The organism is Pseudomonas sp. TWR3-1-1, assembly GCF_049896545.1.
Classification (GTDB): domain Bacteria; phylum Pseudomonadota; class Gammaproteobacteria; order Pseudomonadales; family Pseudomonadaceae; genus Aquipseudomonas; species Aquipseudomonas weihenstephanensis.
In genome coordinates, this window is the sequence record NZ_JAFCUO010000007.1 from 127,933 (window position 1) to 153,638 (window position 25,706).

General features: G+C 57.8%; 25 protein-coding genes. 10 read left to right on the plus strand and 15 right to left on the minus strand.

Annotated elements, in window-relative coordinates:
• Positions 1-23: 23 nt before the first annotated feature.
• Complete coding sequence (locus ACP7A4_RS16240; protein ID WP_059763442.1) at positions 24-338, minus strand: chaperone modulator CbpM; 315 nt, start codon at positions 336-338, stop codon at positions 24-26.
• A gap of 2 nt (positions 339-340) precedes the next feature.
• Positions 341-1,252: a curved DNA-binding protein gene (gene cbpA, locus ACP7A4_RS16245; RefSeq protein ID WP_059763443.1), complete on the minus strand. Its 912-nt coding sequence runs from the start codon at positions 1,250-1,252 to the stop codon at positions 341-343.
• Positions 1,253-1,535: 283 nt separating this feature from the next.
• Between cbpA and ACP7A4_RS16250 the strand changes: the two genes are divergently transcribed.
• On the plus strand, positions 1,536-2,801 hold the full coding sequence (locus ACP7A4_RS16250) for an Hsp70 family protein (RefSeq protein ID WP_048364404.1): 1,266 nt from the start codon (positions 1,536-1,538) through the stop codon (positions 2,799-2,801).
• A gap of 44 nt (positions 2,802-2,845) precedes the next feature.
• Here the strand turns inward: ACP7A4_RS16250 and ACP7A4_RS16255 are convergent, their stop codons facing one another.
• The 3 genes from ACP7A4_RS16255 to ACP7A4_RS16265 all read right to left on the minus strand — a co-directional run bounded on the left by ACP7A4_RS16255 (position 2,846) and on the right by ACP7A4_RS16265 (position 5,220).
• Positions 2,846-3,856, minus strand: coding sequence for an AI-2E family transporter (locus ACP7A4_RS16255; protein ID WP_059763444.1), 1,011 nt, complete (start codon positions 3,854-3,856; stop codon positions 2,846-2,848).
• A gap of 204 nt (positions 3,857-4,060) precedes the next feature.
• Positions 4,061-4,351, minus strand: coding sequence for a PsiF family protein (locus ACP7A4_RS16260; RefSeq protein WP_048364406.1), 291 nt, complete (start codon positions 4,349-4,351; stop codon positions 4,061-4,063).
• An 83-nt stretch (positions 4,352-4,434) separates the two neighbouring features.
• Entirely contained in the window at positions 4,435-5,220 is a 786-nt protein-coding gene (locus ACP7A4_RS16265; protein ID WP_059763445.1) for an AraC family transcriptional regulator, read from the minus strand.
• Between the two features lie 97 nt (positions 5,221-5,317).
• On the opposite strand from ACP7A4_RS16265, the gene ACP7A4_RS16270 reads away from it, so the two are divergent.
• Entirely contained in the window at positions 5,318-6,196 is an 879-nt protein-coding gene (locus ACP7A4_RS16270; protein ID WP_059763446.1) for a DMT family transporter, read from the plus strand.
• Between the two features lie 86 nt (positions 6,197-6,282).
• The gene (locus ACP7A4_RS16275) at positions 6,283-6,813 is read left to right on the plus strand and encodes a ferritin-like domain-containing protein (RefSeq protein ID WP_059763447.1); all 531 of its coding nucleotides are present in this window, start codon (positions 6,283-6,285) and stop codon (positions 6,811-6,813) included.
• A gap of 171 nt (positions 6,814-6,984) precedes the next feature.
• Here ACP7A4_RS16275 and ACP7A4_RS16280 read toward each other — a convergent pair whose 3' ends face one another.
• Positions 6,985-9,051, minus strand: a complete 2,067-nt coding sequence (locus ACP7A4_RS16280) for an AsmA family protein (protein ID WP_426247786.1) — start codon at positions 9,049-9,051, stop codon at positions 6,985-6,987.
• A gap of 276 nt (positions 9,052-9,327) precedes the next feature.
• On the opposite strand from ACP7A4_RS16280, the gene ACP7A4_RS16285 reads away from it, so the two are divergent.
• From ACP7A4_RS16285 to ureG, 5 genes are all read left to right on the plus strand, one after another.
• Entirely contained in the window at positions 9,328-9,606 is a 279-nt protein-coding gene (locus tag ACP7A4_RS16285) for a hypothetical protein (RefSeq protein WP_059763449.1), read from the plus strand.
• A gap of 106 nt (positions 9,607-9,712) precedes the next feature.
• Entirely contained in the window at positions 9,713-10,345 is a 633-nt protein-coding gene (locus ACP7A4_RS16290; RefSeq protein WP_048364412.1) for a TetR family transcriptional regulator, read from the plus strand.
• 174 nt (positions 10,346-10,519) lie between these two features.
• Positions 10,520-11,020 carry an urease accessory protein UreE gene (gene ureE / locus ACP7A4_RS16295; protein WP_426247787.1) on the plus strand — a complete coding sequence of 167 codons (501 nt, stop codon included), beginning with the start codon at positions 10,520-10,522 and terminating at the stop codon, positions 11,018-11,020.
• The gene (locus ACP7A4_RS16300) at positions 11,017-11,691 is read left to right on the plus strand and encodes an urease accessory protein UreF (protein WP_426247788.1); all 675 of its coding nucleotides are present in this window, start codon (positions 11,017-11,019) and stop codon (positions 11,689-11,691) included. Before ureE ends, ACP7A4_RS16300 begins: the two co-directional genes overlap by 4 nt.
• 9 nt (positions 11,692-11,700) lie before the next feature.
• Positions 11,701-12,312, plus strand: a complete 612-nt coding sequence (ureG, locus tag ACP7A4_RS16305; protein ID WP_059763453.1) for an urease accessory protein UreG — start codon at positions 11,701-11,703, stop codon at positions 12,310-12,312.
• A gap of 164 nt (positions 12,313-12,476) precedes the next feature.
• Here the strand turns inward: ureG and ACP7A4_RS16310 are convergent, their stop codons facing one another.
• The 9 genes from ACP7A4_RS16310 to ACP7A4_RS16350 form a co-directional block, all read right to left on the minus strand.
• Complete coding sequence (locus tag ACP7A4_RS16310; RefSeq protein ID WP_059763454.1) at positions 12,477-13,382, minus strand: cation diffusion facilitator family transporter; 906 nt, start codon at positions 13,380-13,382, stop codon at positions 12,477-12,479.
• Between the two features lie 69 nt (positions 13,383-13,451).
• Positions 13,452-14,219: an SDR family oxidoreductase gene (locus ACP7A4_RS16315; protein ID WP_059763455.1), complete on the minus strand. Its 768-nt coding sequence runs from the start codon at positions 14,217-14,219 to the stop codon at positions 13,452-13,454.
• 804 nt (positions 14,220-15,023) lie between these two features.
• Positions 15,024-15,740, minus strand: a complete 717-nt coding sequence (locus ACP7A4_RS16320) for an ABC transporter ATP-binding protein (protein ID WP_203303036.1) — start codon at positions 15,738-15,740, stop codon at positions 15,024-15,026.
• Positions 15,737-16,612 carry an ABC transporter ATP-binding protein gene (locus ACP7A4_RS16325; RefSeq protein ID WP_048364419.1) on the minus strand — a complete coding sequence of 292 codons (876 nt, stop codon included), beginning with the start codon at positions 16,610-16,612 and terminating at the stop codon, positions 15,737-15,739. The genes ACP7A4_RS16320 and ACP7A4_RS16325 overlap by 4 nt, the downstream gene beginning before the upstream one ends.
• Positions 16,613-16,623: 11 nt before the next feature.
• Complete coding sequence (gene livM / locus ACP7A4_RS16330) at positions 16,624-17,907, minus strand: high-affinity branched-chain amino acid ABC transporter permease LivM (RefSeq protein ID WP_048364420.1); 1,284 nt, start codon at positions 17,905-17,907, stop codon at positions 16,624-16,626.
• A 2-nt stretch (positions 17,908-17,909) separates the two neighbouring features.
• Positions 17,910-18,824 (minus strand): ABC transporter permease subunit, encoded by a 915-nt coding sequence (locus ACP7A4_RS16335; protein WP_203303037.1) that lies wholly within the window; start codon positions 18,822-18,824, stop codon positions 17,910-17,912.
• A gap of 166 nt (positions 18,825-18,990) precedes the next feature.
• On the minus strand, positions 18,991-20,127 hold the full coding sequence (locus tag ACP7A4_RS16340; protein WP_059763459.1) for a branched-chain amino acid ABC transporter substrate-binding protein: 1,137 nt from the start codon (positions 20,125-20,127) through the stop codon (positions 18,991-18,993).
• A gap of 341 nt (positions 20,128-20,468) precedes the next feature.
• Positions 20,469-21,752, minus strand: coding sequence for an NAD(P)/FAD-dependent oxidoreductase (locus tag ACP7A4_RS16345; RefSeq protein WP_426247789.1), 1,284 nt, complete (start codon positions 21,750-21,752; stop codon positions 20,469-20,471).
• Between the two features lie 44 nt (positions 21,753-21,796).
• The gene (locus ACP7A4_RS16350; RefSeq protein ID WP_426247790.1) at positions 21,797-23,287 is read right to left on the minus strand and encodes an aldehyde dehydrogenase family protein; all 1,491 of its coding nucleotides are present in this window, start codon (positions 23,285-23,287) and stop codon (positions 21,797-21,799) included.
• 165 nt (positions 23,288-23,452) lie between these two features.
• On the opposite strand from ACP7A4_RS16350, the gene ACP7A4_RS16355 reads away from it, so the two are divergent.
• Complete coding sequence (locus ACP7A4_RS16355) at positions 23,453-24,379, plus strand: LysR family transcriptional regulator (protein ID WP_426247791.1); 927 nt, start codon at positions 23,453-23,455, stop codon at positions 24,377-24,379.
• Between the two features lie 109 nt (positions 24,380-24,488).
• Entirely contained in the window at positions 24,489-25,703 is a 1,215-nt protein-coding gene (gene pncB / locus ACP7A4_RS16360) for a nicotinate phosphoribosyltransferase (RefSeq protein WP_059763466.1), read from the plus strand.
• The last annotated feature ends 3 nt before the right edge of the window (positions 25,704-25,706 follow it).

Genomic DNA, 25,706 nt, shown 5'->3' on the forward strand with positions numbered 1-25,706 from the left:
CTGCGGCCGCTCCTACCGGTCGGTCATGCGTTGGTGTTGCCCACAAACCGTCCCAACTGCTGCTTCAATCGACGGTTTTCAGCGCGCAGTTGCTGCACTTCTTCCACCAGCTGCAGCGCCAGAGCAACGCCCTCCCACTCCAGTTCAAGCTCCTGATGCAGCTTGGCTGCACGCTTTGCGATGACCAGTTCATAGTCTTCAAAACGCCACGCATCGGGTGCGCGGCCCTGAGGTTCGATAATTCCGTGTTCGACGATCTCTATCACGTAAGCGGCCGGGATATTGGCCTCTTCGCAGAACCTTTCCATGTCCAGCTGAACGATCAGGGTGCTGCTCATGATCAATTACTCCATTGGGCTCTCGGATCAAAGGCGGCTTTATCAGCCAACGCTTGCCACAGGGCTTTGGTCGCCTCGTCGGTGTGTTTAGGCATGACCACTTTCAATTGGGCATACAAATCGCCGCGCTGACCTTTCTTATCTGCCAGGCCGTGGCCTTTGATGCGCAAACGCTGGCCGCTCTGACTGTCCGCACGAATGGTCAGGTTGAGGGTGCCGGTCAGGGTGGGCACAGCGACCTTGGTCCCCAGTGCCGCTTCCCACGGAGCCAACGGCACCGTGATCACCAGATCGTGACCTTCAACGTCAAACTTCGGATGCGGTGCAAAACGAATGATCAGGTACAGATCACCGTTGGCCCCGCCACCTGCGCCCGGGCCGCCCTGCCCTTTCAGACGGATGCGCTCACCGTCGGTTACGCCGGCCGGGATTTTCACGTTCAGGGTCTTGCTGACGCCACCGATCTGGAAACTGATCGGTTTGGACTCGCCCGACAGGGTTTCTTCAAGGAAAATCGGCAATTCCATTTCTACATCCTGCCCACGACGGCCCGCACTGCGGCCCGATTGCCCACCAAAGCCATTACCGCGCGAACCGAAGATCGAGCTGAAAAAGTCTGAAAAATCGCCTGTATCCTCGAAGCCACCGCTTGAGCGACCCTGCCAGCCAGGGGGTCCCTGAAATGGCTGCCCGTGCTGACCGTACTTACGCATTTCGTCGTACTCAGCACGTTTGTCGGCACTTTTGAGTGCTTCATACGCTTCATTGACGTCCTTGAACTTGTCCTCGGCGTCCTTTTCCTTGCTCACATCCGGGTGATATTTGCGCGCCAGCTTGCGATAGGCGGTCTTGATCGCCTTATCGTCAGCCGTGGGCTCGACACCCAGGATCTTGTAATAGTCTTTGAAGTCCATGTAAGGATCACCATCCGTTATCAAAAGCGCGCCGCTCGGGTTACCCGGCCTGTCGATTGACCGATCTCAACCTTGTGACTGAACAGCGCTGCAAAAGTTTATCGGCAGCCTGCGGGCTTCACGCAATCGCCTGCCAACTACCAAGCCAATGTCTGGAAGTTTGGGGGTGAAGGATAGTCTTTCAAGGGGATTAAAACCTGCGAATTAACGAATAGTCGCGCTTCGATTCTGTGAGCGACTGACATACACTGCGCGGCCGTTTTTTAACCGGAACACGACAGACATGAAAAGCGCCTCTCCAGCACGTGCCTGCGGCATCGACTTCGGCACGTCCAACTCCACCGTCGGCTGGCTGCGCCCAGGCGTGGACACCCTCATTGCGCTGGAGGACGACAAGATCACCCTGCCCTCAGTGGTGTTCTTCAATATAGAAGAACGCCGCCCGGTGTATGGCCGTCTGGCGCTGCATGAATACCTGGAAGGTTACGAAGGCCGCCTGATGCGCTCGCTCAAGAGCTTGCTGGGCTCCAAGCTGATCAAGCACGACACCAGCGTGTTGGGCACTGCCATGCCATTCAAGGACTTGCTGGGGCTGTTCATCGCGCAGCTGAAAAAGCGCGCCGAGGCCACCGCAGGTCGTGAATTCGAAGAAGTGGTACTGGGCCGCCCGGTGTTTTTCGTCGATGACGACCCGCTGGCCGACCAGGAAGCCGAGAACACCCTGACCGACGTGGCACGCGCCATCGGTTTTAAAGAAGTCTCCTTCCAGTACGAACCCATCGCCGCTGCCTTCGACTACGAGTCGACCATCGAGCGCGAAGAACTGGTACTGATTGTCGACATCGGCGGCGGTACGTCCGACTTCTCGCTGGTGCGCCTGTCGCCCGAGCGTCGCGGCATGGACAACCGCCAGGACGACATTCTGGCCACCGGCGGCGTGCACGTAGGCGGTACTGACTTCGATAAACAGCTGAGCCTGCAAGGCGTGATGCCGCTGTTTGGCTACGGCAGCCGGATGAAAAGCGGCGCCTACATGCCCACCAGCCACCACATGAACCTGGCGACCTGGCACACCATCAACTCGGTGTACGCGCAGAAATCACAATTGGCGCTGGGCAGCATGCGCTACGACATCGAAGACACCGGTGGTATCGACCGTCTGTTCAAATTGATCGAACAGCGCGCCGGTCACTGGCTGGCGATGGAAATCGAAGAAACCAAAATCCAGCTGACCCACAACGAAAGCCGTCATTTGCCGCTGGACCGGGTAGAACCCGGGCTGGCCGTTGATTTGAGCCGCGTCATGTTTGAAGCGGCGATCGACAACCAGCTTGAGCGCATCCGCAACAGCGTGACGCAATTGTTGGGCAGTGCAGGCGTGGCTGTCGAGCAAGTGGATACGGTGTTCTTCACCGGGGGTTCGAGCGGCATTCCGGCGTTGCGCCAGAGTGTTTCGGCCATGCTGCCCAATGCACGCCATGTAGAAGGCAACATCTTCGGCAGCATCGGTAGCGGTTTGGCAATTGAAGCCAAGAAGCGCTACGGCTAAAAGCCCCTCACCCCAGCCCTCTTTCAACGGGAGAGGGCTGGCGGCTAAACCAACCCCACCTGCTTCAACTCACTCTTCAAATACGCGTAGTAAATCGGCCCAGCCACCACACCCGGCAGGCCGAACGCCGCTTCAAACACCAGCATCGCCAACAACAGTTCCCACGACTTGGCGCTGATCTGCCCGCCCACAATCTTGGCGTTCAAAAAGTATTCCAGCTTGTGGATAACAATCAGGTAGGCCAACGCCCCCACGGCCACCCAAATCGACAGCGACAAACCCACGATGGTGATCAGCGTGTTGGAAATCAAGTTGCCAATCACGGGTAACAAACCCAGCAGAAAGGTCAGCACGATCAGGGTTTTGGTCAGTGGCAAGTGCACACCGAACAACGGCAGCACCACTGCCAGGAAGATCCCGGTAAACGCGGTGTTGAGCAGTGCAATCTTGATTTGCGCAAAAACGATGTTGCGAAACGCCTGCACCAACAGGTGCAAACGCTCAAACAGGGCCGCAGACAACGGCTTGCGCCGGCTCACATCAGGAATGCGCTGCAAGGCGATGATCGCGCCCAGCACCATGCCGATCAACAAGGTCACGAACATGTGCGCCGCATCCTTGCCCACCAGTTGCAAGTCACTGAGGTGCTTGTTCATCCACGCGCCAATGGCCACACGGAACTCGGCAGCACTGGCGGGTAAATAACTGTCTACAAACGGCGGCAGCTGCCCGCGCGCTTTGTCGACCACGGCCATGAACTTGTTCAGCGAGGCGCCGGGATTTTCGGCTTCATGCAGTAGAAAGCTGATGGCACCGGCAAATATCAGCGCCAGTACGCTGACCACCAACGTGCCCAGCAACATCACGGCCAGCCATCGCGCACGACGCCCGGCGATCAGGCGTTGCAGTTGCGGTGTGAGCATGTTGACCAACTCGTACACCAACAGACCCGCCAGCAAACTGGGTAACAGACGCAAAGGAAAAACCAGCAGCAAGCCGCCCGCAATAATGATGTAGCTGGCCAGCAGAATGTGACGCTGAGAAAACGATGGCATACAGCCTCAAAACAAGCAGCGCGAAAGGATGGGCAGTCTGCCAGCCTTCGACGGGGATCACTACAACTTGTGACTGGCGCAGGCGTGTGCACGCCTCATATCGGGTCGATAGGCAAGCGGCGAAGGGTTAGAGGCGCGTCTGAATGAACGCGCTACTGCGCAACTCTTCGCAGTCTGCGGCAGCGACTACGCCGGTTCAGTGCATTATTTGCTCTTCAAGCACGTGCTCATGAAGGCTTTGCGGGCGTCGCCTTTAAGCGCTTGGGTGCCAGCGGTGGCGTTGCAGGTTTTCATTTTTTCCTGCTGCGTGGCAGCACCGGCCGGTTTGGCTTTGAGGCAGGCGCTCATGAATGCTTTACGCTCATCGCCCTTGAGGGTTTTGGCGCTGGCATCTGCGTTACAACGGGTCATTTTGTTTTGTTGGGCCGTGGCCGCAAACCCCTGGGAGCACAGCAACACACCCAGCAGCAGCAAAGGAACACGCAGCATTTTCATGGAGTTTTCTCCTTACGCCGTGCCGGATGGCCACGGACTTCATCGCAGTGTAGACAAACTCTGTTACAGCTTCCTCTGTGCGATCAAACATGCCGCGCCTGACGCCGGTACTGCTCAGGCGTGCAACCGGCCTGGCGTTGGAACATTGCAATAAACGCCGACGCGGTGCTGTAGCCCATGTCAAAGCCAATGTCCTGCACGCTGCGTGGCGATTCCAGCGCCTCGATGGCCGCCAAAAACCGCAGGCGCTGGCGCCACTCACCAAAACTCATGCCCAACTCGCGCACAAACAGCCGCGCCAATGTGCGTTCACTCACATGCACCTGTGCGGCCCATTGCCCCAACGGGCGGTTGTCGCCGGGCTGATGTTGCAGCGCGGCCAGCACCACGCCCAAACCCGGGTGATTGGCGTAGGGCAAATAACATTGATGCACCGACGCCTGGCTCAGTTGATCGACCAATACGTGGGCCAGCCGTTTGTCAGCCTCACCCTGGGGAATGTTGACGTCACGACGTGCGAAATCGCTGAGGATGGCTTTGAGAATATCGCTGATCGCCAGCGTGACCGGCTGGCTCGGCAAATGCTGACAATGCGCCACGTCCAGATACACCGAACGGTAAACAATCGCCTGCGCGTTATAGGAGCTGTGCTCCGTGTGGGGTGGAATCCACAACGCGTACTGCGGCGGCGACATAAAACGCTGCCCTGCCACCTCGTACCGCATCACCCCGTGGGCCACATAGTCCAGCGAACCCCACGCATGGCAATGCGCCTGCGCATGGCTGTCAGCGTCAATTTCGGCGTAACGAAAGTAGACCGGGGCCGGTAAAGCGTCGAACTCGGGGACGCTGATCAGATTCTTGCGCATGCTGTCTGGATTCAATAAGAGGTTGGCCGGATCGAAGTATAGGCCTGTGAACAGACAAGCGGATAATCGCCGCTCATTAACCCTGTGGTTGTTCCTGATGCAATACGCGTATCCCCTGCTGGCCATTTTTATCTGGGCCGGCAACACCGTTATCAACAAACTCGCGGTCGGCGCGATCTTCCCCTCAGAGATCGGCTTTTACCGCTGGCTGCTCGCGGGTCTGTTGTTCACCCCGTTTATGCTCAAACCGATAGTGGCCAACTGGCCGGTGATCCGCCCCAACCTGGGCAAGATTTTCGTCCTGGGGGTGCTCGGCATGGCGGTCTATCAAAGCCTGGCCTACTACGCGGCCGCCCGCACGTCGGCCACCAACATGGGCATCATCTTGTCGCTGATGCCCTTGATGGTGCTGGCCATGTCCATCATCAGCCTCGGCCAGCGCCTGACAGCGGGTGCATTGGTCGGCGCGGTGCTGTCATTTATCGGCGTGCTGGTGGTGGTGTCCGGTGGCAGCCTCGGCGCATTGCTAGATCACGGCTTGAACCTGGGCGACGCGATGATGCTGGTCGCCACGCTGGCCTACGCGATCTACAGCACCTTGTTGAAAAAGTGGCAGCTGCGTTTACCGCCGTTGCAGATGCTGTACCTGCAAGTGTTGGTGGCAATTGTGGTGCTACTGCCGCTGTACCTGATCTCGCCCAAGGTTGGCCCGACCGTGCACAACTTTGGGTTGGTGCTGTACGCGTGCGTATTGGCCTCCATGATTGCGCCGCTGGCCTGGATGAAAGCCGTCGTGTTGCTCGGCCCGAGCCGCACCACGCTGTTCTTCAACTTGCTGCCACTGATTACCGCACTGATTGCCGCCGTGGTGCTCAAAGAGCAACTGCACAGCTTCCATCTGATCGGGGGGGCGCTGACCCTGGGCGGCGTGATTCTGTCGGAACGCTGGACTACACCGGTGCGCAACATCCGATAAAACTTTCTCGGCCAGCTGAACTCACACCTTATGAACCGACTTCGCCAGCAGAGCGAGGCGGCAACCGGATTATTGAGGAGATTGAAATGACCGAGATGCAATTGTCCGACAAGCAAACCCTTCGCGATCGCGCTCGCAAGAACGTCGAAGAAGGTGCCGTAACCGAAGGCTACAGCGCAGATCGTGAAGAAATCCTGCGTTTGCTCAACGAGTCGCTGGCCACAGAATGGGTGTGCGTGCTGCGTTACAAGCGCCACTACTTCATGGCCACGGGCCTGAAAGCCAGCGTGGCCGCGGATGAGTTTCTGGAGCATGCCAATCAGGAAATGCAACACGCCGACAAACTGGCCGAGCGCATCGTCCAGCTAGGTGGCGAGCCGGAGTTCAACCCGGACCTGCTGTCCAAGAACTCCCACGCTCAATACGTGGCCGGTAAAAACTTGAAAGAGATGGTCTACGAAGACCTGGTGGCCGAGCGGATTGCGGTCGACAGCTACCGCGAAATCATCCAGTACATCGGCGACAAAGACCCGACTACCCGCCGGATCTTTGAAGAGATTCTCGCCCAAGAGGAAGAACACGCCGACGACATGGCGGATATTCTCAAAGACCTGTAAGCCTTCGCAGATATTGAAAAGCCCGCCCTCAGGTCATGAGGGCGGGCTTTTTTATGCCGGTTGAACAGCGCCCTCACCGTTCAGCAGAGCGCTGATCGGCGGTGCGACGCGGACTGGCTCTGCTCTTGGCCCCCTCTCCCACCGGGAGAGGGTCAGGGTGAGGCAAAGCCCTTATTTCACCGTCTTCGGCACTTTACCCTGCTGCATTTGTTGCAACAGCGGTGCGCATTGGTTCGGCTCATCGCCGCTCGGTGCCACCAGCGCCAGCAGCCCGGCCGCTGGTCCCGCAATCACCCCCAGCGCCACCATCCCCGCGCCCCGCAGCAGTAACGGCACTGCCTGCACACCCGCCGACGGGTTGCCAAAGGTGCCACGCACGTACAAGGGCGAACGCAGCGAGAACAAACGCAGACCCTTGGACTCCGGGGTGATTTTCAAATCGAGCTGTTCGGTCGCGAAGTTGGCCGTGCCATCGATGTAAATGATCGCGTTCTCGGTATCGAACACGAACAGCTGCGACGTGGCCAAACCGTCTTTGATGGCAAAATCGGCCGCCGCGCAGTTGATCTTCACGTCTTCGTCACCAAAGATCTTGCCCACGACATAGTTGCCCACATTCAACCCGGCAATTTCCATCAGGCTACGGCTGATTGCGCCATCGTTGACGATCATTTTCAAACCGCCATTGGCGGTGCCCAGCAACTTGGCGACCGAGTTGCCACGGCCCGACAGTTCAGCATCGCCGTTAAGCTCACCAAAACTGGTTTTCATCGGTTCAAACGTTGGGAACAGTTGCTTGAGTTTGAAGTTGCGCGCGGTCAACTTGGCGCGGCCTTCGAGCGGCGTATCACGGCCATTGAGACGGATTTGCGCGTCCAGCTTGCCGCCCGCCACACCGAAGCGCAGCGGTTCAAGGCTCAACACACCGTTGTTGAGCACCAGGTGCGTGTAGAGGTCGGTGAACGGCAACTCGGCGCTTTGCACAATGCGCTTGCCGGTGAACTCAACATCGGCGTCCATGTCGCGCCAGCGCTCAGTGCGGAACTCTTCAACAGGCAACACCTTGCCCGCAGGTTGTTTACTCGCGCCGCCACGGGCCTTTTGCTCAGTATTGCTGTCAGCCCCGATCAGCGGCCCCAGGTCGGCCATCAACAGCTGGTTGGACACCAACTTGCCCGACAGCTTGGGACGCGGCTGGCTGGCGGCGTATTTCAAATCACCGTGAATATCGCTGCTGCCGATCTTGCCGTTGAAGTTTTCATAGATGAACACCGCACCCCCCGGCTCATGCAACTTGGCAATCAAATGGCCATCGGTCGAGTACGGCGGCGAGTCCGGCAAGGTCACGCCGGTTAATGGATACAGGTTGCTCAAACTGCTGCCCGCCAGTTTCAAACGCAGGTCCAGGGCACCCAGATTCAGTGGGTCGGTCAGGGTGCCTGCCAAGGCAACGTTGGTATCGGCAATGCTGACTTGGGCTTGCAGCGGGAACGGCTTGTTCGCATCTTGCAGCGCCAGCAGGCCACCGATCTTGCCGGTGCCATTGAGTTTCTGACCGTGATACTGACCTTTAACCTTCAAGGCGAAGGCATAGTCCTGCGGGGTAGCGCCTTTTTCCTGAGTCTTTTTCGCTTCTTTCTCACCAACGATTTCACTGAACGGAATCGGCTTGCCCAACGGATCAATCAACACATCCAGTTGGGTCTTCAACGTTTGGTCATTAAGCGTGACGTGGCCTTTGTCGAACTTGATGGCGCCGATATCCACCGTCCAGTTGGACGGTTCTGCGTTCGGGTCTTTAGGGTCGAAGGTGAACGTCCAGTTGGCGCGACCGTCAGCCAAACGCACCAGATCGGCACTGGGTTCGGTCAACTCGATACGCGGGATGACCACGGTTTGGGTCAACAGAGGCAGCGGCGACAAGCGCGCCTGGACCCTTTTAAGGCTGACCATTTGCGGCGTTTTGGCCCACTGCGGATTACCCAGGGTCAGGTCTTGCGCAATAACGTGCGGCCACGGCACCCATGCGCGCCAGCCACCTTCATCGGGTTCACGTTGCCACTGCACCGCCAGGTCGCCATTGATGGCAAAAGGGCGATGGAGCATCTCGGACACCTGGGTGTTGATCGTGGGCTTGAGACGGTTCCAGTCGAAGGTGGCGATCAACACCACCAGCACGGCCAGCAACAAGACAAAAATCCCGCCTGCCCAGGCAAGCGTTTTACGGGTGCGCGTCATGACACGGCTCCTTATTACGTCTGAACGTCCAGATTGCGACGCGTATAAAAGTACGACCGACAAACACGGCCCAAGGTTTAACTGGCGTACCGCTTTGTCCTAAAAAAGCCCCGAGTCGTGTTTTACCTGCTCCTAAACCTGCGGGCTAGAGGGCTTTGGTTGAACAATCAATTTTGTCGATTATCACCATTGGCCTTATGAACTTGGTTATCGAAAATCCAAGCGTAGCATTGCCTGCGTACCCCACTTATTGCCCTGCTACGGAGCACCTGCATCATGAAACGCCCAGTCCTGTTTGGTTTGTCCCTCTCACTGCTTGCCTTTAACGCCTTTGCTCTGCCCGCCGCTGAGCAGCCTGCACCGCAAATTCAGCCCGCACCCAGCACCTTGAACCAGCCGCTTGACCCTGTCGCCGAAGACGGTGCGCAACGCACGCTGGATCAACAAAACCGCGTGGCCGAAGATGGCTATGACCGCACCCAGAAACAACAGCAAAATCGCCTTGCCGAAGGCGGCGCTGAGCGTTTGGCTGAAAGGAATCAACGTGCCAGCTAAGCGGTCTCGTTATGTCTGACCCGCACATTGATCGCTACACCGTTCGACGTCATCAAAGCTGATTTGCTAGAGTGCGCCGCTGCCCTAGTCAGGAAGACCAGCCCCGATGCTCCCCCGCGCTGAACAGAAGCAACAAACCCGCCTTGCGCTGATGGACGCCGCCCGCCACTTGATGGAATCGGGTCGCGGCTTTGGCAGCCTGAGCCTGCGAGAAGTCGCAAAAACCGCGGGCATCGTGCCCACCGGGTTTTATCGCCATTTCAGCGACATGGACCAATTGGGCTTGGCATTGGTCAGTGAAGTCGGTCAGACCTTTCGTGAAACCATCCGTTTGGTGCGCCATAACGAGTTGTTCATGGGCGGTGTAATCAATGCCTCGGTGCGCATTTTTCTCGATGTGGTGCAGGCCAACCGCTCGCAGTTTCTATTTTTGGCGCGTGAGCAATATGGCGGCTCGCAGCCCGTACGGCAGGCAATTGCGGCCCTGCGCGAAGACATCACCTCGGACTTGGCAGCCGACCTGGGTTCCAAACCCAAGTTACAACACCTCAACGCGGCAGCGCTGACGGTCATCGCCGACCTGGTGGTTAAAAGTGTGTTTGCCGCCCTGCCTGACGTCATCGACCCGCCCGCCGAACCCTTGCCCGAATACCTGCAACCCCAAGCCAAAATCAGCCAGCAGCTGCGGTTCATCTTTATCGGCCTCAAGCGCTGGCAGGGTTTAGGCAGCACGGAATAAACCCTGACGCACCTTAATGGCGCGCAACCGCCTTCATTGCGCCCCCCTTTGGATCAAGTTTCATCTTCCTGCCCTCTTTTTGAGCTTACGATTCCACGAAAAGTGCAGCCCACTGCAAGGTTGGCAAGCCCCTTGCTCTGAGCACGTATATCGTCAATCGCAGGAAGCCTTCCGATGCTGGTCATTCACCGAAGAGTCGACGCCCACCCCGTGTGGAGCGCCGAGTTGCACCTCAACTTCGAAGCCCGAAGCAAAAGTCGCCTGCGCTGTTTCAGCAGTGAAGGCGAAGATGTCGGTTTGTTCCTTGAGCGCGGTCAGCCGCCACTGCATGACGGCGAATGCCTCCAGGCTCAGGACGGACGCATCGTGCGCGTCTGTGCTCGCCCTGAGCAGTTACTGCACGTGACCTGCAGCAATACCTTTGAGCTGACCCGCGCCGCCTATCACTTGGGCAACCGCCATGTGGCGTTGCAAGTGGGTGACGGCTGGCTGCGCCTGCTCGATGACTACGTGCTCAAGGCGATGCTTGAACAGTTGGGCGCCCACACCGACGCCATTGAAGCGCCGTTTCACCCCGAACACGGCGCCTACGGCGGCGGGCATCATCATTCACGGGCGGGCGAAGAAGACTTCAACTACGCGCCCAAAATCCACCAGTTTGGCGTGCGTTTGTGAGTCCGGCCTGGGCGCTATTGCGTCTGGCCAGCCCACAGCTGCCAATCGGCGGCTACAGCTATTCACAAGGGTTGGAAATGGCGGTTGAACAAGGCCGTGTGCACGACCCGGTCAGCGCTGCACGCTGGATTAACGATCAGCTACTGCTCAATCTGGCACGCTTCGAAGCGCCGTTATTGCTTGCCCATTGCCTGGCCGCCGCGCAAGAAGACTGGGGCACCCTGCAACATTTTTGCGACCAACACCGCGCCAGTCGCGAGACCCGCGAGCTGCATCAGGAAAGCCGGCAGATGGGGTATTCCTTGCAGCAACTGCTCACCGGCTTACCTGAACTGGACGAGCCAGCGCGCCACTTCCTTGTACAACAGCGCGAGCCGCATCTGGCACTGGGCTGGGCCTTGGCTGCCCGCGCGTGGGGCATTAGCCCGCAAGATGCACTGGCCGCCTGGCTCTGGAGCTGGCTGGAAAATCAGTTGGCGGTGCTGATGAAAACCCTGCCGTTGGGCCAACAAGCCGCACAACGCATGACCAGCGAGTTGTCCCCCAGCTTGCAGCTGGCGCAACTGCACGCCAGCAACCTCGATTTATCCCACATGGGCAGTGCCGCTTTTGGCCTGTCATTAGCGAGCATGGCCCACGAGCGCCAGTACAGCCGCCTGTTTCGTTCCTAGGAGATTTGAATGAACGCACAACCCCTGCGTGTCGGCATCGGTGGCCCGGTAGGCTCCGGTAAAACCGCACTCACCCTCGCGCTGTGCCTGGCGTTGCGCGAACGCTATAACCTGGCCGTGGTCACCAACGACATTTACACCCGCGAAGACGCTGACTTTTTGGTGCGCAACGAGGCGTTGGCCCCGGAGCGCATTATCGGCGTAGAAACCGGCGGCTGCCCGCACACCGCGATCCGCGAAGATGCGTCGATCAACCTTGAAGCAGTGGACCAATTGAACCGCCGCTTCCCGGGGCTGGACGTGATTTTGGTGGAATCGGGTGGGGATAACTTATCGGCGACTTTCAGCCCTGAATTGTCTGACCTGACGATCTACGTGATCGACGTATCAGCGGGCGACAAGTTACCGCGCAAAGGCGGGCCGGGGATTTGCAAATCAGACTTGCTGGTGATCAACAAGATCGACCTGGCACCGCTGGTGGGCGCCTCCCTGGAACTGATGGACAGCGACACGCGCCGCATGCGCGGCGACAAGCCGTTTGTGTTCAGCAACCAGAAAACCGGGCATGGCCTGGACACGATTGTTGCGTTCATCGAACGCCAAGGGCTGCTCACGCAATAGCCCGAACGTAGCCGTTGGCGCAGGCGACGTCCGATTGCGAAGCAAGCGTAAACCGGCTGACAGCGGTATGCCGGATGCTGCGCGTTGCCAGGTTTAGCGAGCGCTCCGCGCCCGGACGTAGCTTCGCGCTACTCCTCAACGGCTACAAAGTGAACCCACGCGCTTTATGCAATCCATTTGCGATCGCCGGTGAAGCTGATGGTCAGCCAGCGTGCACTGTCCGCCTTGCCCAGCAATTGGGAGATTTCTTCGCGCAGGGCATCGAGGGTTTTCACGCTGGTCAGCGGGTAACCCGCTGGCAACACAATGTGGATCTCGATAAACCGCGCCCGTCCATGTTTCTGCACATAGGTTTTATAGCCTTCAAAACCATGGCGCGCTGAAGCGATTTCCAGTGCATCACGCACTTTGTCGTCCAATGCGTCCGGGGCAATGCCCAGCACATCGCGCAACGCCGGTTTGAGGATCTTGAATGCAGGCGCCAGCATGCTCAGGGCCAGCACAATCAAAATCGCCGGGTCTACGTAAGCCGCCCACTGTGCATAACCTTGATGTTTTAAGGCCAATGCCGTGACAAAACTTATCAACAGCCCCACCGACAACATCGCGTCTACCAGCCAACTGATGTTGTCGAACTGGATCAGTGTCGATTTCAATTTGCGGTTTTTGCGCCGCACCCAGAAGTAATAGCCGAATTCGATCACGGTAAACACCGCCGCATAGACGATGACCAACCCCAATTCGATATCGCGTCCGCCATTGATGATGCCGAAAACACCGTTCAAAAAGGCGTAGATCGCAATCAATAACAGGAAGCTACCTTCAATCAACAACACCATTGGCTCAAGGTGCCAGAAGCCGAACTGGAAGCGCTGGTTACTTTCTTTGGCAATAAGTTGCGCTGTAATCAGCATCAACACTTTGATAAAGGTCGCGATCAACGAGAAGAATCCATCAAACAGGATGGATTGGGAACCTGACATAAAACCCGTCACGATGCCGGCAATGGCCACCGCGAACATCAGAACAGTCGATTGTTTGAGCAGTTTCTGCTCACCACGGTTACTCACAAAAACTCCTTTCAGCCCTATTGAGTGCGACCCCTCTCAGGGGTCGCGGACGGGCTGCCAGGCGCGAGTTTACTCCTTGGCGTGCCTGTGGATGGCAAAACCGCTCCAGGACTGCGTAACGGGCATCAGCTCAAGGCGATTAATGTTGATGTGCGCCGGGGTGTTGAGCACCCAGAAAATGGTCTCGGCGATGTCCTGCGGCTGAATCGGCTCAGCCCCTTGGTAGGTGGCGTCGTAACGCGCCTGGTCACCACCGAAACGCACCATCGAGAATTCGCTCTCGCACAACCCCGGCTCAATGTTGCTGACGCGCACACCGGTGCCTTGCAAGTCGCAACGCAGGTTCAGGGAAAATTGCTTCACAAACGCTTTGGTGCCGCCATACACATGGCTGCCGGGGTAAGGGTAGTTACCGGCAATGGAACCCAAGTTGACGATCCCGGCTCCACGACCGTAGGCAATAAGACGCGGCAACAGCAGATTAGTGGTGTAGAGCAGGCCCTTGATATTGGTATCGACCATGGTTTCCCAATCGTCGAGTTTGCATTGCGGGGCCGGGTCGGTCCCTACGGCCAGACCTGCGTTGTTGATAAGCCCACGCAGCTTGCTGAATGCAGGCGGCAAATTGGCAATCGCCTGCTCCATCGCCGCACGATCACGTACGTCCACCACCAGGCCATGTACTTCAGTGTGTTTGGACAACTCTTCGCACAGTGCCTCCAGGCGTTCTTTACGGCGGCCGGTCAGCACCAGTTTCCAGCCTGCTTGTGCAAACTTGCGGGCACACGCCTCACCAAATCCAGAAGTCGCGCCGGTAATAAACAGGGTGGAAGTCATCGTGTTCTCCTTGGCTGGCGGGCAGTGTCCGCCGTTGAAATGGGACGCCGAGCAGAATGCCCCGACTGCGGTTGAGCGGCAACCCGAATAGCGTTCACCGCGTTCAGCTGTACAAAAAACAACCAGCGGCGTCAAAGCCGTGCTGCATAAGGGATAGCGCCATATGCACTCACCTTATCCACAGGCCCGTCCACAGTCTTTGGGGGCAAGTCGAAAAACGCAAAGCCACGGCATACAAGGCTTTCAGCCAACTTTTAAGCGTTTTTTACTTGACCGGAACACAAGCCGCATGCAGCCGCCCCAAAAAGGTGCGGCGCCAGGCAACCAAGGGGATAGCCAGAGGCCAGTCTTTACGGCACTCAGGGCATTCTTTCCAGAGTTTAACCACAGACTTATCCACAGGCTGACGGAGCATTTTCAGCGCCTTATCTTTATCAACAAAGCTGTTGACAAATCGACCGCGCGGGCAACCAAAAGAAGCTGATCAAAAAACAATCACACCTCTACACGCCTTATAAACAAAGGGCTACAGCCAACTACTCCCACGTTACCCACAGCCACCTCCACAGCAAACGGGGACAAGTCAAAATGATGACAAAACAGGGGTTTACAGCGTCTTTATGTCGCGCTTTCGCAGCCCCGCAATTTTGTTTTCCACAATTTGAGGGGGTCTCAATTTTGTTGTTGATGCACGCCTGTTCACGAAAGCACTCGGTACGGCTCTGACAGGCAAACCTCGACAAACCCATCGCGAGTACGCTCGCGCCTACAAGGCGATGGGATATTCGAGACGCCCGTTAACGCTTAATGCCCGCCCAGATACGCGTTGCGCACCTCTTCATTGCTGAGCAATTCTTTACCGGTGCCGGTCAGGCGGATTTCGCCATTGACCATCACGTAGGCCCGGTCAGACAGGCGCAGCGCATGGTTGGCGTTCTGCTCGACCAAAAAAATGGTCATGCCGGTTTTCGCCAGTTCACGCAAGGTGGCAAAAATCTGTTTCACCACAATCGGTGCCAACCCCAAGCTCGGCTCGTCCAGTAGCAGCAGCTTGGGTCGGCTCATCAGCGCCCGGGCGATGGCGAGCATCTGCTGCTCGCCACCCGACATGGTCATGGCCCGCTGGTTTCGCCGCTCCTTGAGGCGCGGGAACAGTTCGAACATGCGTTGCATGTCTTCGCCCGCGTGCTTGTCGCCAATGGGAATGGTGCCCATCAGCAGGTTTTCCTCAACGCTCATGTCCGGGAACACCCGCCGCCCCTCCGGCGATTGGGCAATGCCATTGGAGGCAATGTAATGCGATGACTTTTGGGTAATGTCGACACCCTGGTAAATAATCTGGCCACCACTGGCACGAGGCTGACCAAAAATCGACATCAGCAAAGTGGACTTTCCCGCGCCATTGGAGCCGATAAGGCTCACGGTTTCGCCCTCATCAATGTGCATCGAAACCTTTTTCAGCGCCTGAATCGGCCCGTAATGGACATCCAGCGCTTTGAGTTCGAGGATCGGGTGGCTCATATCAGTTCCTCTTCGTCAGCACCGAGGTAAGCCGCGATCACTTTCGGGTCATTGCGAATGGCCTGCGGGCCACCCTCGGCGATCACGTTGCCGTGGTCGAGCACCACAATGTGATCGGAAATGCTCATGACCATGCCCATGTCGTGCTCAATCAGCACCACCGTCAGGTCGTGCTCGTCGCGTAACAGGCGAATCATGCCGCTCAGCGCTTCGGTTTCTTGTGGGTTGAGCCCGGCGGCCGGTTCGTCGAGGCAGATGATTTGCGGGCGCGTACACATGGCCCGGGCAATCTCCAGGCGCCGCTGCTGCCCGTAAGACAGCTCCCCGGCCAAACGGTTGGCGCAGTCCACCAGGTCCACTACTTCGAGCCAGTAAAACGCATGGTCGAGGGCATCGCTTTCGGCCTTGCGATAGCCCTGGGTGTTCAGGATGCCCGCCAGCATGTTGCGGTTGACCCACATGTGCTGAGCCACTAAGAGGTTTTCCAGCACGGACATTTCCTTGAACAGACGAATGTTCTGAAACGTACGCGCCAGACCTGCGCGATTCACCAAATGAGTGCCGCCGAACATTTTGTAATACAAACGGCTGGCGAAGGCTTTGGGCGAAATGAAGTCGGTCACGCGAAACGGTTCGCCCAACAGCTGGATCACGTTGGTGCGGGTGCCACGGGCACTGAGTTCGATTTTGCCGCCACTGGCTTTGTAAAAACCGGTCAGGCAGTTGAAAACCGTGGTTTTGCCTGCCCCGTTAGGCCCGATCAGGGCGAAGATCGAATTGCGTCTGACCTTGAGGCTGACATCGCTCAGGGCCTTGATGCCGCCGAAATGCATCATCAGTTTGTCCACCGAGAGCACGATGTCTTTGTCCATAGAAGGCTCGTTCATGGCGCGACTCCCTTGCGTGGTGTAACCCCCACCCGGCTGATACGGATCAGGCCGCGTGGCCGCCAAATCATCATCAACACCATCAGCACGCCAAACAGCAGCACGCGGTATTCAGCAAAGCTGCGCAGCAGTTCCGGCGCCACGGTCAACACGAACGCGGCAATCACCACGCCCACGGTCGAGCCCATGCCGCCGAGCACCACAATCGCCAAAATCAGCGCCGACTCAAAAAAGGTGAACGAGGAAGGGTTCACAAACCCCTGGTAACTGGCGAAAAACACACCGGCCAGCCCAGCGGTAGAGGCACCCAACGTGAAGGCCGAGAGTTTGACCAGCACATGGTTAAGGCCCATCGCACGGCAGGCGATTTCGTCCTCACGCAGGGCTTCCCACGCGCGACCGATTGGCATGCGGGTCAAGCGATGCTTGATGTACAGCACCAGCAGCACCACCAGAAACAGCACGATATAGATGAACAGGAATTTGATATTGGGGTTGTAGTCCAGACCGAAGAACTCGTGGAAAGGCACCCCGCCATCTTTGGCCCGGCGCCCGAACTCCAGACCGAAAAACGTCGGCGACGGGACGGGCATGCCGTTTGGCCCACCGGTAAACGACAGCCAGTTGTTGAGCACCAGCCGGATGATTTCACCAAACCCCAGCGTCACGATGGCCAGGTAATCGCCGTGCATGCGCAGCACCGGAAACCCCAGAATGCACCCCGCCATCGCTGCCGCAATCGCCGCCAGTGGCAGCACCGTCCAGAACCCCAGCCCCAGGTATTGATAGCCGAGCGCCAGCCCATAAGCCCCGATGGCATAGAACGCCACATAGCCGAGGTCGAGCAGGCCCGCCAGCCCCACCACGATATTCAGGCCCAGGCCGAGCAGCACGTAGATCAGGCCCAGAATCACCACGGTCAGCAGGTATTTGTTGGCAAAGAAAGGAAACACGATGGCGATCACGATCAGCAGCGGCACGATCCAGCGCAGTCGCGTTTTGTAATCCGGGGGCAACACGTGCACGCCAGATCCCGTGGACTCAAAGCCTTGAAGCACTTTGAGGCCCTTGGGCGTTTGCAAAAAAAGGCTCAGGGCAAAGCGCCCTGCCATCACTATCGCCACCAGCCAGCCCACCCGCGCCGGTTGCAAGTTGAAACTGTAACCGTCGAGCACCACGCCCACGATGGGCCCGAACACAATCAAGGAGATCAACCCGGCAAGGATCGAGTCGACAAGGCTTTTTTTGATATCAATCGGTTTATTAATGGCCGCAGACATACTCACACCTTCGCCACGAGAGGACGACCCAACAGGCCTTGAGGACGGAAGATCAGGATCAGCACCAGCAGCGAGAAACTGAACACGTCTTTGTAGTCCGAGTTAACCAGCCCTGCGAACAGCGACTCGGAAATCCCCAGAATGATGCCCCCGAGCATGGCGCCGGGCAGCGATCCAATCCCGCCAAGCACCGCCGCCGTGAACGCCTTGATGCCAATGATGAAGCCTGCATAAAAGTCAAAAGTGCCGTAGTTCATGGTGATCAGCACACCGGCCAGGGCGGCCATTGCGGCGCCGATCACGAACACGTAAGAAATCACCCGATCCGTGTTGATGCCCAGAATGGAGGCCATTTTGCGGTCTTGTTGGGTGGCGCGGCACATGCGGCCCAGTTTGGTGTACTTGATGATGTAAGTGAGCAGGCCCATGCCGATGAAGGCCGCGACCAGAATGAAGACTTTGGTGTACGTGAGTTGCACGAAGCCTGAGCCGATATCGACTCGCCACGCACCGCTGAGCAACGTAGGCACGCCTTGTTGGCGCGAACCCTGAGCGATTTGTACGTAGTTTTGCAGGATCAGGGAAATACCGATGGCACTGATCAGCGGTGCCAGTCGCGTGGAGTTTCGCAGGGGCTTGTAGGCCACGCGCTCGATCACCCAGCCATACACGCCAGTGACCACCACGGTGAAAATCAACGTGCCGAGCATCAGGAGCGGAAAGGACTCAATACCGAAATAGGCCAACAGAGCCAGACTGATTGCCGCCAGGTAAGCAGAAATCATGTACACCTCGCCATGGGCGAAGTTGATCATGCCGATGATGCCGTAGACCATTGTGTAGCCGATGGCGATCAGGCCGTAGACAGACCCGAGGGTCAGGCCGTTCAGCAGTTGCTGTAGGAATATACCGTCCATAACGCAATCTCACGCACTGGAGCCATCACGCAGACACACGCCTCCCACGCCGTCCGCGGACAGCTTGTTTGGCAGGGTTTGCGTGGCTCCTGGAAAAGAAGACAGGTGAGGCAGATGTCACCCGCCTGAACGGTCGCCCAAGCGCCGTTCAGGGGTGGGGGTCATCTCACTTCTGTTTTTCCAGCTGGTGATACTTGCCGTCTTTGTCCCACTGATACACCACGTAGTCAGAGACTTTGAGGTCGCCTTTGCTGTCCCAGGCTTTTTCGCCCATCACGGTTTTCACCGGGTTGGCTTTGAGCCATTTGGCAGCGTCTTCGCCTTTATTGGATTTAGCGCCGTTGAACGCTTGAGCCAAGGCTTGAATCGAGGCGTAGGCATACAAGGTGTAGCCTTCAGGCTCGGTGCCAGCTTTGCGGAACTGGTCCACCACCGCTTTGCTGTCAGGCAGCAGGCGTGGGTCAGCACCAAAGGTCATGTACACACCTTCAACGTATTGCGGGCCACCTGCGGTGGTGACCAGCTCATCAGTGACCACGCCATCATCGGACATGAACTTCACGTCTTTAAGACCCTGCTCACGCAATTGGCGCACCAGAGGGCCGGCTTCCGGGTGCAGCCCGCCGAAATACACAACATCGGCGCCGGTTGAACGGATCTTGGTCACCACGGCACTGAAATCTTTTTCGCCACGGGTCAGGCCTTCGTACAGCACCGGCTCGACGCCACGTTTGATCAGTTGGGCTTTGGTGGCATCGGCCAGGCCTTGACCGTAGGTGTCCTTGTCATGCAGCACCACCACTTTTTTGCCTTTGAGCACGTCGACAATGTAGTCCGCCGCCACGATGCCTTGCTGATCGTCGCGCCCGCACATACGGAACATGGCGCTCAGGCCGCGCTCGGTGACTGCCGGGTTGGTGGAACCCGGCGTGATTGCGATCACACCCGCATCGGCATACACCTCAGAAGCCGGAATCGTGGACGAAGAACAGAAGTGCCCCACAACTGCCGCAACCTTGTCCTGATCGACCAAACGGTTGGCCACCGCTACCGCCTGTTTAGGTTCACAAGCATCGTCGCCTTTGACCAACATGATTTTTTCGCCGTTGATGCCCCCTGCGGCGTTGATCGTATCGGCTGCCGCCTGCGCGCCCTTCATGTACTGCTCACCAAATGCCGCATTGGCGCCGGTCATCGGACCCGCTACACCAATTTTTAAATCAGCCTGAACAAACGTAGAAACACCCAGCGCAGTCGCCACTGCGAGGGCCAGAAAACCTTTCTTATAGAACGTCTGCGACATGAGGTGATGCTCCTGAGGTTTTTAGTAGGCACTTCGACTTCACGTAAAGCGCTGAGCAAGGCGCGTGCCATTGGTTTTTTATTCTTATAAAAGCCGTTGTCTTATTGTTTTATCGACTGTTTCGGGCCCATTTTTATTGGGCGTGCAACCGTCTAAACCGAGGAAGGTGAAACTGTTGATGGTTGCCGGGTGCTACCTGCGCACCCGTGTAGCGCAACCGGATCGCCCTGGGGTGCGCAGGCAACCTGTAACCACCTGCGTCACCTAACTGCACACTCCCGGTGCGTGATTGCTACAGCCCGCACCATGTGAGGCTAGACGCTACGCAGATAAACGCCGGGCTATATGACGATTCTCAAACACTGCCCCGCGTGGTACAGCGAAAAGCCGGCCTCATATAAACAACTGCGCAAACCGGTGCCCGAGAGCGGTTGCATGGCAGAAAAAGGGATCGGCAGGGCCTTGGCGTCGCCATGGCACAGATAATCGGCAAACGCCTTGCCCACCACGCTGCCAGTGGTCACGCCCCGGCCGTTGTAACCGGTGACCGCGACTAAACCGGGGGCAGGCTCAAATAAACGCATCAAGTGGTCTGGGGTAAACGCAATGCAACCGGTCCAGGTGCATTCCCACTCCACGCCTTTCAAGTACGGGAAGTAGTGCTTTTGCACCCGGTCGGCCCAGGCTTTGAGGAACCACGCCGGTTTTTGGTTGCCATTGCCCAGGCTGCCGAGCAGCAAGCGGCCCTCGGCATCCCTGCGGATGCTGCTCAGTACCTGTCGCGTGTCCCAGGAGCCTTGACCGCCGGGCAAGATGCGTTGCGCGGCCTCGTCCGTCAGGGGTTTGGACGCCACCTGGTAGTAATAACCGGGGAAAAAATGCCGCCGCAAGTCAGTCCATTCGCCTTCGGTATAGGCATTGGAGGCCAGCACCACCTGCTCAGCACTGACCGCACCAAGGGCCGTGCGCACTGACCAGCGCTGCCCCTGGCGCTCTAGCCCGGTAACGGGCGAGTGATCGAACAGGCGCGCGCCCAAATCACTGGCGGCCTTGGCCAAGCCGGATGTGTAAGCCATAGGATTGAGCGTACCGGCACGTCGATCCAGCAAGGCTGCCGCAATTTTTGCAGTGCCGGTGGCCGCTTCGCAGGCGGCGCCGGTCAGAAGTTCCACGGGCGCACCGCGACGTTTCCATTGTTGCTCACGGCTGCGCAGGTCCGCTTCACCCTTGGCGTTATGCGCCATGTGCAACGTGCCTTCGCGGCGCAGTTGGCAATCAATGTTGTAGGTATCAATCAGGCTGAACACCAAGGCAGGCGCAGCGCCAAGCATACGGTTGAGCTGGCTGCCCACGGTGTTGCCAAATCCGGCTTCGATGTCATCGGGGGCAATCCACATCCCCGCGTTCACCAGCCCCACATTTCGCCCCGAGCCGCCGTGACCGGTGCGATGGGCTTCGAGCACGCAGACGCTTTTGCCTTGTTCGAGTAAATGGATCGCACTGGATAAACCGGTAATGCCGGCTCCAATCACACACACATCAACGTTTAATTCGCCCTTGAACGCGGGCGATTGGGGGCGTTGTGGCGTGAGGGTTTCCCACAGACATTGTTCTTGTAGTGGCATTGCCAAGCTCCAAAATGAAACCTAACCCAAGGGCAAACATCACATCAGTCAAAGGTAATGCCCTGTGCCAACGGCAACTCCAGTGAGTAGTTGACGGTATTGGTCTGGCGCCGCATGTAGCCACGCCACGCATCCGAACCCGACTCACGCCCGCCGCCCGTTTCTTTTTCGCCACCAAACGCGCCGCCAATTTCCGCACCACTGGGCCCGATATTGACGTTGGCAATCCCGCAATCACTGCCCGTCGCCGACATAAACTGCTCAGCCTCACGCACGTCGGTGGTAAAGATGCACGACGACAAACCCTGCGGCACGGCGTTATTGAGGCGCAGCGCCTCAGCGAATTCGCTGTAACCGACTACGTACAAAATGGGCGCAAAGGTCTCGTTGCACATCACCTCGCTCTGCTCGGGCATTTCAACAATCGCCGGGCTGACGTAGTACGCGTGGGGATAATGGCTGACCAATTGACGCTCACCACCAAACACCCGCCCGCCTTCGCTCAGGGCCTGCTCCAGCGCATCCTGCATGTTTTCAAAGCTGTGTTTGTCAATCAGCGGCCCGACCAAATTGCCCTCCAGCGGGTGGCCGATACGGACGTTGGAATAGGCGGCTTTGAGCCGGGTAACGATCTCGTCTTTCACCGATTCATGGGCTATCAAACGGCGCAGACTGGTGCAGCGTTGACCTGCCGTGCCCACCGCGCTGAACAGAATGGCGCGTACCGCCATGTCCAGATCCGCACTCGGCCCCAGGATCATGGCGTTGTTACCGCCCAATTCAAGAATGCTGCGGGCAAAGCGCGCGGCAATTTTAGGTGCCACTTCACGGCCCATGCGCGTGCTGCCAGTGGCGCTGATCAGGGCCACACGCGGGTCATCGACCAAGGCTTCGCCAGCGTCGCGGCCACCGATAATCACTTGGCTGAGGTAGTTGGGCGCATCGCTGAAGGTGCTGAGCACGCGATCAAACAACGCCTGGCAGGCCAGCGCAGTGAGTGGGGTTTTCTCGGAGGGTTTCCAGATCACTGCGTTACCGCACACCAGCGCCAGCGTGGTGTTCCATGCCCACACCGCGACCGGAAAGTTGAACGCGCTGATGACCCCGACCACGCCCAGCGGATGCCAGGTTTCACGCATGTGATGGCCGGGGCGCTCGGAGGCGATGGTCAGGCCATACAACTGGCGGGACAGCCCGACCGCGAAGTCGCAGATGTCGATCATTTCCTGCACTTCACCCAAACCTTCCTGAGTGATTTTGCCCGCCTCCCACGACACCAACTCGCCCAGGTCTGCTTTGTATTGACGCAGTAAATCGCCAAATTGGCGCACCAACTCTCCACGACGGGGGGCCGGCACCTTGCGCCACGCTTCAAAAGCATGTTCGGCACGGGTCACGTGCTGCTCGACTTCGGCCCCACCTTCCCAGTGCACGGCGGCAATCTGGCTGCCATCAATGGGCGTGTGTACGGGCTGCTTGCCCTGTTGATACAACGCAGGGCTTACCCCTAAACGATCCAGCAATGCGCCAACCATGTGAACACTCCCTCAACGTGAAGACATTTGCCGCAGTCAGCGGCACAGGTCTTTAGTTGTAGCTGGCACTTTGCGCGCCAACAAACGACCTTTAAGCGAGATATCATTCCGAAAATTCATGCTGCGCTGGTAACGTTGGCTTACAACAAAAATACGAGGCTGCTCATGCTCAATAAACGCTACCTGCCGTCGATCACTGCCTTGCAGTGTTTTGAAGCCGTGACTCGCCATTTGAGTTTTACCCGCGCGGCGCAGGAGTTGAACTTGACCCAAAGTGCGGTCAGTAAACAGGTCGCACAGCTCGAAGAATTGCTCCAGCATTTGCTGTTTCGTCGGGTACGGCGTCGTCTGCAACTGACGCCTGCCGGTGATTTGTATTTGGTAGAAGTCCGAAAAATCCTGACCCAAGTCGAAATGTCGACCCACACACTGCGCTCCTACGGCGGCGAAACTGAAGTGTTGCGCGTCTCCACCCCCTCAACCTTCGGCGCACGCTGGCTTGTGCCACGGCTTAAAGGTTGGCGGCTACGGCACCCGCAGATTCATCTGGATGTGTGCAACGAACAGCAGGCAGACGATTTGTTGCAAGGGCACAGCGATCTGGCGTTTTACTTCGGCCAAGGCTCACGCCCCGGCAGTGAGTGCCTGAAAGTGTTGGAAGAAGAGTTGGTGGCCGTGTGTGCGCCCTCAAGCTTGCCCGGCACTGCGTTCACCGATCCCACGCAATTGACCGATTTGGTACTGCTGCAAAACGCTTCACGCCCACAAGCGTGGCATGAATGGTTTGAACATCAGGGCTACCGCACGGACCACAGCTACCACGGCCCGCGCTTTGACACCTTTTATATGTGCATTCGTGCAGCTCAGGTCGGCTGCGGGGTGGCCTTGCTGCCACGGTTTTTGGTCGAAGAGGAATTAGCAGATGGCAAATTGGTAATCGCCTGGCCGTACGCCATGCCCAGTCACGATGCGTATTACCTGGCCTACCCCGAGCATTCCGCGAGCGTGCCCAAAGTGCAGGCGTTCGTCAGCTGGATGATGGAGCAAAGGGCCACCCCGCCGTCTGCGACTGTCGAGGACGAGTCGCTGTAAACGTAAAAACCGCTGGCACAACCGCCCACGGATATGCGCCACTAGCGTCATTCATTGAAAGAGCTGAAAGCCGTGGCAATCAGGCACGGCCAGCATGGAGATTCGCGTTATGAGCGAGAGTGTGTTTGCCGATCGCATCGTGCAGAACCTGCTCGACACCGACTTCTACAAATTGACCATGATGCAGGCGGTGCTGCACAACTACCCCAACGTGGAAGTTGAATGGGAGTTTCGCTGCCGTAACAGCGAAGACTTACGCCCCTACTTGAGCGAAATCCGTCATCAGATCGAGCGTTTGGCTGACTTGAGCATGAGCCAGGACCAACTCGGTTTTCTGGAACGGATTACGTTTATGAAGCCTGACTTCATACGCTTCCTGGGCCTGTTTCGCTTTAACTTGCGCTATGTCCACACCGGAATCGAAAACGGCGAGCTGTTTATCCGCCTGCGTGGCCCGTGGCTGCATGTGATTCTGTTTGAGGTGCCATTACTGGCGATCGTCAGCGAAGTGCGCAACCGCTCACGCTATGCCGATACGGTTCTGTCGCAAGCCCGTGAGCAGCTCTATCGCAAGTTTGACTGGCTGCAAGCCAATGCCAGCGCCGATGAACTGGCCGGTTTACAAGTGGCCGACTTCGGTACACGTCGCCGGTTTTCGTACCGCGTGCAGGAAGAAGTGGTCAGCGTGCTCAAGCATGACTTCCCCGGTCGTTTTGTGGGCACCAGCAACGTTAACTTGTCCCGCGAACTGGACATGAAGCCCCTGGGCACAATGGCCCACGAATGGATCATGGCCCATCAGCAACTGGGGCCACGGCTGATCGACAGTCAAAGTGCGGCGCTCGATTGCTGGGTGCGTGAATACCGGGGCCTGCTGGGGATTGCACTGACGGACTGCATCACCACCGATGCCTTCCTCAAGGATTTCGATCTTTACTTTGCCAAGCTGTTTGACGGCTTGCGCCATGACTCGGGTGACCCCGTGGTGTGGGCCGAAAAATGCATCGCGCATTACCACGCGCTGGGCATAGACCCAATGAGCAAGACGCTGGTGTTTTCCGACAGCCTGACCCTGCCCCGCTCACTGGAAATATTCCGCACGTTGCGCGGCAGGATCAACGTCAGTTTCGGTATCGGCACCAACCTGACCTGCGACATTCCGGGGGTTGAGCCGATGAGCATCGTCCTTAAAATGACCGGCTGCAACGGCTCACCAGTGGCGAAAATTTCGGATGAGCCGGGCAAGACCCACTGTTCTGACCCCAACTTCGCCGCCTATCTGCGCCATGTTTTCCAAGTTCCTGAACATTCTCCCAAGGAGTGAACC